9 protein-coding genes and 1 riboswitch are annotated in these 10,222 nt (G+C 61.6%); of the genes, 8 read left to right on the top strand and 1 reads right to left on the bottom strand.

Annotation, left to right across the window (positions count from 1 at the left end; genetic code table 11):
- Nucleotides 1-243 precede the first annotated feature (243 nt).
- The 7 genes from HV782_RS21905 (at nt 244) to astE (ending at nt 8,115) form a co-directional block, all read left to right on the top strand.
- Nucleotides 244-1,464, top strand: a complete 1,221-nt coding sequence (locus HV782_RS21905; protein ID WP_123467013.1) for an aspartate aminotransferase family protein — start codon at nt 244-246, stop codon at nt 1,462-1,464.
- A gap of 204 nt (nt 1,465-1,668) precedes the next feature.
- Nucleotides 1,669-2,688 (top strand): arginine/ornithine succinyltransferase subunit alpha, encoded by a 1,020-nt coding sequence (gene aruF / locus HV782_RS21900; RefSeq protein ID WP_007951057.1) that lies wholly within the window; start codon nt 1,669-1,671, stop codon nt 2,686-2,688.
- A gap of 51 nt (nt 2,689-2,739) precedes the next feature.
- Nucleotides 2,740-3,765 (top strand): arginine N-succinyltransferase, encoded by a 1,026-nt coding sequence (astA, locus tag HV782_RS21895; RefSeq protein WP_123467011.1) that lies wholly within the window; start codon nt 2,740-2,742, stop codon nt 3,763-3,765.
- Nucleotides 3,762-5,231 (top strand): succinylglutamate-semialdehyde dehydrogenase, encoded by a 1,470-nt coding sequence (gene astD, locus HV782_RS21890; protein ID WP_185015815.1) that lies wholly within the window; start codon nt 3,762-3,764, stop codon nt 5,229-5,231. Before astA ends, astD begins: the two co-directional genes overlap by 4 nt.
- 166 nt (nt 5,232-5,397) lie before the next feature.
- Nucleotides 5,398-6,744 carry an N-succinylarginine dihydrolase gene (gene astB, locus HV782_RS21885; RefSeq protein ID WP_123467006.1) on the top strand — a complete coding sequence of 449 codons (1,347 nt, stop codon included), beginning with the start codon at nt 5,398-5,400 and terminating at the stop codon, nt 6,742-6,744.
- Nucleotides 6,745-6,801: 57 nt separating this feature from the next.
- Nucleotides 6,802-7,092, top strand: coding sequence for a topoisomerase II (locus tag HV782_RS21880; protein ID WP_123467004.1), 291 nt, complete (start codon nt 6,802-6,804; stop codon nt 7,090-7,092).
- Nucleotides 7,093-7,104: 12 nt separating this feature from the next.
- A complete protein-coding gene (gene astE / locus HV782_RS21875; RefSeq protein WP_186746597.1) occupies nt 7,105-8,115 on the top strand; it encodes a succinylglutamate desuccinylase in 1,011 nt (336 codons plus the stop codon).
- Nucleotides 8,116-8,182: 67 nt separating this feature from the next.
- On the opposite strand, the gene HV782_RS21870 is transcribed toward astE, so the two are convergent.
- A complete protein-coding gene (locus HV782_RS21870) occupies nt 8,183-8,692 on the bottom strand; it encodes a 6,7-dimethyl-8-ribityllumazine synthase (RefSeq protein ID WP_123467000.1) in 510 nt (169 codons plus the stop codon).
- A gap of 103 nt (nt 8,693-8,795) precedes the next feature.
- Nucleotides 8,796-8,967: riboswitch (FMN riboswitch) on the bottom strand.
- Nucleotides 8,968-9,165: 198 nt separating this feature from the next.
- Between HV782_RS21870 and ltaE the strand changes: the two genes are divergently transcribed.
- Nucleotides 9,166-10,170, top strand: coding sequence for a low-specificity L-threonine aldolase (ltaE, locus tag HV782_RS21865; RefSeq protein WP_186746596.1), 1,005 nt, complete (start codon nt 9,166-9,168; stop codon nt 10,168-10,170).
- Nucleotides 10,171-10,222 lie beyond the last annotated feature (52 nt).

The raw sequence follows: 10,222 nt of genomic DNA, 5'->3' as shown, positions 1-10,222 counted from the left end.
TACATATTTATAGCTGTGCCGCGCCGTTCAGTTGATATCCTCCCGGGCCTGCCGCAAATCGGCAGCGACAGTTTAAACTGCGCCTTTGCGACGCTATATGTCGCATTGCCGTAAACCCGGGAAAATTCAGGGTTTGCGCTATAAGAAGTTGTCGCTTGGCGACAAGGCCGGGCTGAAAACTGTCCTTACAATCCTCACCAAGCTCGCCAGTTTCAGGCGGGTGTTCCTCTTCAGGAGACTCCGATGTCCGTTGATCACGCTGCGGTAGAACGCGCCGATTTCGACCAGGTAATGGTTCCCAACTACGCGCCTGCCGCTTTCATTCCGGTGCGTGGCGCCGGTTCCCGCGTCTGGGACCAGAGCGGCCGCGAGCTGATCGACTTCGCCGGCGGGATTGCCGTAAACGTATTGGGCCACGCGCACCCGGCGCTGGTCGGTGCGCTGACCGAGCAAGCGAACAAGCTGTGGCACGTGTCCAACGTGTTCACCAACGAGCCTGCCCTGCGCCTGGCGCACAAGCTGATCGACGCCACGTTCGCCGAGCGCGTGTTCTTCTGCAACTCCGGCGCTGAAGCCAACGAGGCCGCGTTCAAGCTGGCCCGTCGTGTGGCGTTCGACCGTTTCGGCAGCGAGAAGTACGAAATCATCGCCGCGCTCAACAGCTTCCACGGCCGTACTCTGTTCACCGTCAACGTCGGTGGCCAGTCGAAGTACTCCGACGGTTTCGGTCCGAAAATCACCGGCATCACCCACGTCCCTTACAACGACCTGGCCGCGCTGAAAGCGGCGGTGTCCGACAAGACCTGCGCGGTCGTGCTGGAACCGATCCAGGGCGAGGGCGGCGTACTGCCGGCCGAACTGGCTTACCTGCAAGGTGCCCGTGAACTGTGCGACGCACACAACGCGCTGCTGGTGTTCGACGAAGTGCAAACCGGCATGGGCCGTACCGGCCACCTGTTCGCCTACCAGCATTACGGCGTGACCCCGGACATCCTGACCAGCGCCAAGAGCCTGGGCGGTGGTTTCCCGATCGCGGCGATGCTGACCACCGAAGCACTGGCCAAACATCTGGTCGTCGGCACCCACGGCACCACTTACGGCGGCAACCCGCTGGCGTGCGCGGTAGCCGAAGCGGTGATTGACGTGATCAACACCCCTGAGGTGCTGAACGGCGTCAACGCCAAGCACGACAAATTCAAGACCCGTCTGCAGCAGATCGGCGAGAAGTACGGCCTGTTCACTCAGGTGCGTGGCCTCGGTCTGTTGATCGGTTGCGTACTGAGCGATGCCTGGAAAGGCAAGGCCAAGGACATCTTCAACGCCGCTGAAAAAGAAGGCCTGATGATTCTGCAGGCCGGCCCGGACGTGATTCGTTTCGCTCCGAGCCTGGTGGTCGAAGATGCCGATATCGACGCTGGTCTGGACCGCTTCGAACGCGCCGCAGCAAAACTGACGCAAGCCTGATAGACCCTTCGACGCCTGGAGTTTTTTCAGGCGTCGATCAAATTTTCTAATACCGAGCACTATCAATGTGGGAGCGAGCTTGCTCGCGAAGAAGGAGTGTCAGTCGCCATCTAAGCTGACTGATATACCGCTTTCGCGAGCAAGCTCGCTCCCACAGTGTCCGGTGTTTTTTCTGTGAATTGATAAGAGAAAAGGAGTGACACCATGCTGGTGATGCGCCCTGCGCAAATGGCTGATCTGGGCGAGGTACAGCGTCTGGCTGCGGACAGTCCGATTGGTGTCACTTCCTTGCCGGATGACGTGGAACGTCTGAGCGACAAGATCGCCGCAAGCGAAGCCTCGTTTGCCGCCGAAGTCAGCTTCAACGGTGAAGAGAGTTACTTCTTCGTCCTCGAAGACACCGCCACCGGCAAACTGGTCGGCTGTTCGGCCATCGTTGCTTCGGCCGGTTATTCGGAGCCGTTCTACAGCTTCCGCAACGAGACCTTCGTCCACGCCTCGCGCGAGCTGAAGATCCACAACAAGATCCACGTGCTCTCGCAATGCCACGACCTGACCGGCAACAGCCTGCTGACCAGTTTCTACGTGCAGCGCGAGCTGGTGGGGTCGCCGTGGTCCGAGCTCAACTCCCGTGGCCGTCTGCTGTTCGTCGCCAGCCACCCGGAGCGTTTCGCTGATTCGGTGGTGACCGAGATCGTCGGCTACAGCGACGAGAACGGCGACTCGCCGTTCTGGGACGCGATCGGTCGCAACTTCTTCGACCTCAACTACGCCGAGGCCGAGCGCCTGTGTGGCCTGAAGAGCCGCACGTTCCTCGCCGAGCTGATGCCGCATTACCCGATCTACGTGCCGCTGCTGCCGGATTCTGCTCAAGAAGCGATGGGCCAGGTGCACCCGCGTGCGCAGATCACCTTCGACATCCTGATGCGCGAAGGCTTCGAGACCGATCACTACATCGACATCTTCGACGGTGGCCCGACCCTGCATGCGCGGGTTTCGGGGATCCGTTCGATCGCCCAGAGCCGCGTGGTGCCGGTGAAGATCGGTGAGCCGGTCAAAGGTGCCGGGCGCCAGTATCTGGTGGCCAACGCGCAGTTGCAGGATTACCGCGCGGTGTTGCTGGAGCTGGACTACGCGCCGGGCAAACCGGTGACCCTGGATCTGGAAGCGGCCGAAGCCCTGGGCGTCGGTGAAGGTGCCAGCGTGCGCCTGGTGGCGGTTTAACGCCTTAGCGAGTTTCACGGGTGGCGAAGGCGGCCCGTTTGAGGAGATAGCATGATTGTTCGTCCCGTACGCAGCAGCGATTTATCCGCGCTGATCGACCTGGCCCGCAGCACCGGCACCGGCCTGACTACTTTGCCAGCCAACGAAGAACGCCTGACCCACCGGGTCGGCTGGGCCGAGAAGACTTTTCGCGGCGAAGCCGGCCGTGGTGATGCGGACTACCTGTTCGTGCTCGAAGACGACAACGGTCGCGTGGTGGGGATTTCCGCCATTGCCGGCGCGGTCGGGATGCGTGAGCCGTGGTACAACTTCCGTGTCGGCCTGACCGTAAGCGCCTCGCAGGAGCTGAACATCTATCGCGAGATCCCGACGCTGTTCCTCGCCAACGACCTGACCGGCAACTCCGAGCTGTGCTCGCTGTTCCTGCACGCCGATTACCGCACCGGCCTCAATGGCCGCATGTTGTCCAAGGCACGCATGCTGTTCATTGCCGAGTTCCCGGAGCTGTTCGGCAACAAGATCATCGCCGAGATGCGCGGTGTCTCCGACGAAGCCGGGCGTTCGCCGTTCTGGGAAAGCCTGGGTCGGCACTTCTTCAAAATGGAATTCAGTCAGGCCGATTACCTGACCGGTGTCGGCAACAAGGCGTTCATCGCCGAACTGATGCCGAAATTCCCGCTGTATACCTGCTTCCTTTCGCCGGATGCGCGCAACGTCATCGGCCAGGTGCACCCGGACACCGAGCCCGCGCTGGCGATGCTCAAGGGCGAAGGCTTCAGTTATCAGGGGTACGTCGATATCTTCGACGCCGGCCCTGCCATCGAGTGCGAAACCAGCAAGATCCGCGCCGTGCGTGACAGCGAAGCGCTGGTGCTGGCGATCGGTACGCCGGGCGATGATGCTACGCCGTTCATCATCCATAACCGCAAACGCGAAGATTGCCGCATCACCGCTGCCCCGGCCCGTCTGGCTGCCGGCACGCTGGTGGTCGATCCGCTGACCGCCAAACGTCTTCAACTCAACGCCGGCGATCAAGTGCGCGCCGTGGCGTTGTCTGCTGCCCGGGAGTCGAAATAATGAATTCGCTATACATCGCAGGTGAATGGCTGGCCGGTCAGGGCGAAGCCTTTCAGTCGCTGAACCCGGTGACCCAGCAAGTGCTGTGGTCGGGGGAGGGCGCCACCGCCGCTCAGGTCGAGTCCGCCGTGCAGGCCGCGCGTCAGGCATTCCCGGGCTGGGCGCGCCGTTCGCTCGACGAGCGCATCAGCGTGCTCGAGGCCTTTGCCGCTGCCCTGAAAAACCACAGCGACGAACTGGCCCGCACCATCGGTGAGGAAACCGGCAAGCCGCTGTGGGAAGCCGCGACCGAAGTCACCAGCATGGTCAACAAGATCGCGATTTCGGTGCAAAGCTACCGCGAACGCACCGGCGAGAAGAGCGGCCCGTTGGGCGACGCCACCGCCGTGCTGCGCCACAAGCCACACGGAGTGGTCGCGGTGTTCGGCCCTTACAACTTCCCGGGCCACTTGCCGAACGGGCACATCGTACCGGCGCTGCTGGCCGGTAACAGCGTGCTGTTCAAGCCCAGCGAACTGACGCCGAAAGTCGCCGAGCTGACGGTCAAGTGCTGGATCGAAGCCGGTCTGCCGGCCGGCGTGTTGAACCTGCTGCAAGGCGCTCGTGAAACCGGCATCGCGCTGGCGGCGAACCCGGGCATCGACGGTCTGTTCTTCACCGGTTCGAGCCGCACCGGCAATCACCTGCATCAGCAGTTCGCCGGACGTCCGGACAAGATCCTCGCGCTGGAAATGGGCGGCAATAACCCGCTGGTGGTCGATCAGGTGGCTGATCTGGACGCCGCGGTGTACACGATCATTCAGTCGGCGTTCATTTCTGCAGGCCAGCGCTGCACCTGCGCCCGTCGTCTGCTGGTGCCGCAAGGTGCGTGGGGCGACAGCCTGCTCAAGCGTCTGGTTGAAGTCAGCTCGACGATTGAGGTGGGTGCGTTCGATCAGCAACCGGCGCCGTTCATGGGGTCGGTGATTTCCCTTGGCGCGGCCAAAGCGCTGATGGATGCCCAGCAACATCTGCTGGCCAATGGTGCCGTGTCGCTGCTGGCAATGACTCAGCCACAGGCGCAATCGGCCTTGCTGACCCCGGGCATTCTTGATGTGACCGCAGTCGCCGAGCGTCCGGACGAAGAACTGTTCGGCCCGTTGCTGCAAGTGATCCGCTACACCGATTTTGCTGCAGCGATCGCTGAAGCTAATGACACCGCGTATGGCCTGGCGGCAGGTTTGTTGTCCGATTCCGAAGCGCGTTATCAGCAGTTCTGGCTGGAAAGCCGCGCCGGTATCGTCAACTGGAACAAACAGCTGACCGGCGCCGCGAGCAGCGCGCCGTTCGGCGGTGTCGGCGCTTCGGGCAACCATCGCGCCAGCGCCTACTACGCGGCAGATTACTGCGCGTACCCGGTGGCCTCGCTGGAAACCCCGAGCCTGGTGTTGCCGGCGGCCCTGACGCCTGGCGTGAAAATGGTCTGATGCCTATCGCTGGCAAGCCAGCTCCCACAGGGATTGAGTCGTACACAGAGTCTGTGAACACTGCTAATCCTGTGGGAGCTGGCTTGCCAGCGATGGCCGCGACGCGGTCGCACTGAACAGTTAGTTACTGAAGCCTATAACAACAGATTCTCGTGGAGCCTCGCTGATGAAATCCTATGAAGTCAATTTTGACGGTCTAGTGGGGCCGACCCATAACTACGGCGGTCTGTCCTACGGCAACGTTGCGTCCCAGAGCAACAGCCAGCAATCCTCGAATCCGAAGGAAGCGGCGCTGCAAGGTCTGGCGAAAATGAAAGCGCTGATGGACATGGGCTTTCAGCAAGGCGTGCTGGCGCCGCAGGAGCGTCCGGACGTGGCTGCGTTGCGCCGTCTGGGTTTCAGTGGCACCGACGCGCAAGTGATCGAGCGCGCGGCCAAAGAGGCCATGCCGCTGCTGGTCGCCAGTTGCTCGGCGTCGAGCATGTGGGTGGCCAACGCCGCCACCGTCAGCCCGAGCGCCGACACTGCTGACGGTCGCGTGCATTTCACCGCCGCCAACCTCAACTGCAAATACCACCGCAGCATCGAGCACCCGACCACCAGTCGCGTGTTGGGGGCGATGTTCGCCGATCAGCAGCACTTCGCCCACCACGCCGCCTTGCCGGCGGTGGCGCAGTTCGGTGACGAAGGCGCCGCCAACCACACGCGTTTCTGCCGTGAATACGGCGAGGCCGGTGTCGAGTTCTTCGTGTTCGGTCGCAGTGCATTTGACACCCGTTACCCGGCGCCGCAGAAATACCCGGCGCGCCAGACTCTGGAAGCGTCGCAAGCCGTAGCGCGTCTGCACGGTCTGCGGGACGAGGGTGTGGTTTACGCTCAGCAGAACCCGAACGTGATTGATCAGGGCGTGTTCCACAACGACGTGATCGCGGTGGGCAACGGCGAGGTGCTGTTCTATCACGAGGACGCGTTCCTTGAGACCGAGCACATGTTGGCCGAACTGCAAGGCAAGCTCGCCAACGTCGGCGGCAAGTTCCAGTCCATCTGCGTGCCGCGTTCGGCGGTCAGCGTCGATGATGCCGTGCGCTCGTACCTGTTCAACAGCCAGTTGTTGTCGCGCCCTGACGGTTCGATGTTGTTGATCGTGCCGCAGGAATGCCAGGCCAACGAGCGCGTGTGGGCTTACCTGCAAAGTCTGACCAGCTCCGGCGGCCTGATCCGCGAAGTGAAAGTCTTCGACCTCAAACAAAGCATGCAGAACGGTGGTGGCCCGGCGTGCCTGCGTCTGCGTGTCGCGCTCAACGAAACCGAACTGGCGGCGGTCAACCCAGGGGTTATCATGACCGCGCCGTTGTACGGTTCATTGACCGCATGGGTTGAAAAGCACTATCGCGACCGCCTGAGCGAGAGCGATCTGGCGGACCCGCAATTGCTGCTTGAATGCCGGACGGCACTGGATGAACTGACGCAAATCCTTAAACTGGGCGCGGTTTATCCATTCCAGATCAATTGATGGCCGGCGCGTCGCCTGAATGCGGCGCGCGGCTTGTCTCCCCAAGAGAGTAAAAACATGAGCGATTCCCTGCAGCTGATCCTTGAAGACACCGACGGCACACAACGGCAAACCTCGTGCACCCGCGTCGCGGTCATGTGGCAAGGCAAAGAGCTGTGGATCCAGCAGGATGGCCGTGGCCAACTGCTGATTGGCGTGGACGTCGAGGAAGGTGACGAAGAGTACGCCAACCTGCTGCTGCGCCCATTGGCGACTAATCTGGTAAGTCTGCAACTGGAAATGGAACCGGCTGACCTCGGCGCTGACGAGGATCACGTGCACGGCCCGGATTGCAACCACGATCACTAAGGAAACCGCTCTATGCTCGCCCTCGGCAAACTGCTTGAACTGACCCTCGCCGGCCGCGAACCGGCGGAGAAGACTCAACTGACTGTCGAAGGCGTGCGCATGCGCTGGTTGAGCGAGGGTGCGCTGGAAGTACGGCCACCCGAAGCGCGTGACAATGGCCTGGACCTGCTGCTGTCGGCAGGCATCCACGGCAATGAAACCGCGCCGATCGAGTTACTCGATCGGCTGCTGCATGACATCGCTCGCGGCGACCTGAAGCCGCGCGCACGCATTCTGTTTCTGTTCGGCAACCCGGAAGCGATTCGTAAAGGCGAGCGCTTCGTCGAGCAGGACGTCAATCGGCTGTTCAACGGCCGTCATGAACAAACCAGTGGTTCCGAAGCGCTGCGCGCCTGTGAGCTGGAGCGACTGGCGGCAAGTTTCTTCAGCCTGCCGGATCGTGATCGCCTGCATTACGACCTGCACACGGCGATTCGTGGCTCGAAGATCGAGCAGTTCGCCCTGTATCCGTGGAAGGACGGTCGCCAGCATTCGCGCCGCGAACTGGCGCGCCTGCGTGCCGCCGGTATGGAGGCGGTGCTGCTGCAGAACAAGCCGTCGATCGTGTTCAGCTCCTACACCTACGACAAGCTCGGTGCCGAGGCCTTTACTCTGGAACTGGGCAAGGCGCGGCCGTTCGGGCAAAACGAAGGGGTCGACGTTTCGCGCCTGGAAACCCGGCTGAAGCAGATCATCGAAGGCAATGAGCCGGGTCTGGTCGAAGACGGCCTGGACGGTTTGCAGCTGTTCAGCGTGGCCCGGGAAATCATCAAGCACAGCGATGCCTTCCGCCTGAATCTGCCGGCGGACATCGAGAACTTTTCCGAGCTGGATGTGGGGTATCTGCTGGCCGAAGACCTGGCCAATACCCGCTGGGTCATCGAGGAAGAGGGCGCACGGATCATCTTCCCTAATCCGAAGGTCAAGAACGGCCTGCGCGCGGGCATCCTGATCGTGCCGACCGGCGACGAAAACCTCGCCTGACGCCAGTTTCGGTTTCGCCATATAACCCTGTGGGAGCGAGTGAGACCAGAGATCTCACTCATCGTGTTTAGACCGCTACAGCATGCGGCTCACTGCGGCGCAGTGCGCGAACCTTGCGCAGCGTATCCGCGCACGTCCGCGCCGCTTCCTGACCCTTGTGCACAAAATGCTCGAAGAAGAACTTCTGATGTTCTTCGCCGGCATGGAAGTGGTGCGGGGTCAGGGACACCGAGAACACCGGCACTTCGGTCTCCAGCTGCACCTGCATCAAGCCGCTGACCACCGACTGGGCGACGAACTCGTGACGGTAGATGCCGCCGTCCACCACCAGGGCTGCAGCGACGATGCCGGCATAACGACCGGTCTTGGCCAGCAACTTGGCGTGCAGGGGCATTTCAAAGGCGCCGCCGACTTCGAAGAAGTCGATGTCCGATTCCTGATAACCCTGGGCCAGCATTTCGGTGATGAAGCCTTTACGGCTCTGGTCGACGATTTCCTTGTGCCAGCAGGCCTGGATGAACGCGACGCGCTCGCCATGTGGGTGTTTGCTTTTGCTGTCGATAGCGGTGGGTTGCATGTTCTGACTCCTGTTTGTGTGAAAAACAGGGCGTTATGAATCGAAAGGGATTCAAGGGTGCGCACGCTCGCACGACTGCTCGCGGACGGCCCTTTGGCGTCAATCCCGTTCTCTCTTCATCCGGACTATGACCGTCGGCCCCGGAATCACACCGGGTCTGCTGACCTTGCCGCCACCCACCGCAAAAACGGTGTGCGTCGCCAAGCGCTCGCGGGCTATGCGCATTGCGCGCAATTACCGCCGGTGGGGAATTGCACCCCGCCCTGAGAACGTTTTTGCCGCCCTTTGTCGGGCGGCGCAGCGTTTTTAACACAGATTGTGCGTCTGTGCATTGCGCCTTTCCGATGATTGCCATCGAATTTTTTGACTGCCCGAAACGACTTTTCCTTGCGCAAGGGTTGATTAATCCGCGCCATGACCGCAGTAATTCACCTTCGTAAAGGGATTTCCCCTGCTGACTTGAGGCCAGGTTCATGAGCGTTATCGATCTTCGCAGCGACACCGTCACCCAACCGACTCCCGCCATGCTCGACGCCATGACGGCGGCGGACACCGGCGACGACGTGTATGGCGAAGATCCGACGGTCAATCATCTTGAAGCCGAACTGGCCAGGCGCCTGGGTTTTGCTGCGGCGCTGTTCGTGCCGACCGGCACCATGAGCAATCTGCTGGGGTTGATGGCGCACTGCGAACGTGGCGACGAATACATCGTCGGCCAGCAGGCACACACCTATAAGTACGAGGGCGGCGGCGCGGCAGTGCTTGGCTCGATCCAGCCACAGCCGCTGGAAGTGCAGGCCGATGGTTCGCTGGATCTGGATCAGGTCGCGGCGGCGATCAAACCGGATGACTTTCATTTCGCCCGCAGCCGTCTGTTGGCGCTGGAAAACACCATGCAAGGCAAGGTGCTGCCGCTGGAGTATCTGGCCCGGGCACGCCAATTTACTCAGGATCATGGCCTGCAACTGCACCTGGATGGCGCGCGGTTGTACAACGCGGCGGTCAAGCTAGGCGTGGATGCCCACGAGATTACCCAATACTTCGATTCGGTCTCGGTGTGCCTGTCCAAGGGCCTCGGTGCGCCGGTCGGCTCGGTGCTGTGCGGCGCCGAGGCATTGATCGGCAAAGCACGCCGCCTGCGCAAAATGGTCGGCGGCGGCATGCGCCAGGCCGGATTGCTCGCAGCAGCGGGGCTGTATGCGCTGGATCACAACGTCGAGCGTCTGGCGGACGACCACGCCAACGCGCTATTTTTGGCCGAAGGTCTGCGCGACGCCGGGTTTAGCGTCGAGCCCGTGCAGACCAACATGGTCTACGTGCAGATGGGCGATAAAGCCGAAGCGATCAAGGCGTTTGCCGCCGGACGCGGGATCAAATTGAGCGCCGCCGCACGTCTGCGCATGGTCACGCACATGGACGTCAATCGCTCGCAAATCGAGCAAGTGATCGCGACATTCGTCGAGTTTTCGCGCAAGTGACAGCGTTAGCCGTCCAATTGACCGTTTCTATCGTATAAACACGCTGTACCCC

Source organism: Pseudomonas monsensis (genome assembly GCF_014268495.2).
Taxonomy (GTDB): Bacteria; Pseudomonadota; Gammaproteobacteria; order Pseudomonadales; family Pseudomonadaceae; genus Aquipseudomonas; species Aquipseudomonas monsensis.
This window is presented reverse-complemented; position numbering and strand designations above follow the sequence as displayed.

Excerpts from the sequence above, each read along its gene's own strand:
- HV782_RS21905 (WP_123467013.1), top strand. The coding sequence starts at position 244 with ATGTCCGTTGATCACGCTGCGGTAGAACGCGCCGATTTCGACCAGGTA.
- aruF (WP_007951057.1), top strand. The coding sequence starts at position 1,669 with ATGCTGGTGATGCGCCCTGCGCAAATGGCTGATCTGGGCGAGGTACAG.
- astA (WP_123467011.1), top strand. The coding sequence starts at position 2,740 with ATGATTGTTCGTCCCGTACGCAGCAGCGATTTATCCGCGCTGATCGAC.
- astB (WP_123467006.1), top strand. The coding sequence starts at position 5,398 with ATGAAATCCTATGAAGTCAATTTTGACGGTCTAGTGGGGCCGACCCAT.
- HV782_RS21880 (WP_123467004.1), top strand. The coding sequence starts at position 6,802 with ATGAGCGATTCCCTGCAGCTGATCCTTGAAGACACCGACGGCACACAA.
- astE (WP_186746597.1), top strand. The coding sequence starts at position 7,105 with ATGCTCGCCCTCGGCAAACTGCTTGAACTGACCCTCGCCGGCCGCGAA.
- HV782_RS21870 (WP_123467000.1), bottom strand. The coding sequence starts at position 8,692 with ATGCAACCCACCGCTATCGACAGCAAAAGCAAACACCCACATGGCGAG.
- ltaE (WP_186746596.1), top strand. The coding sequence starts at position 9,166 with ATGAGCGTTATCGATCTTCGCAGCGACACCGTCACCCAACCGACTCCC.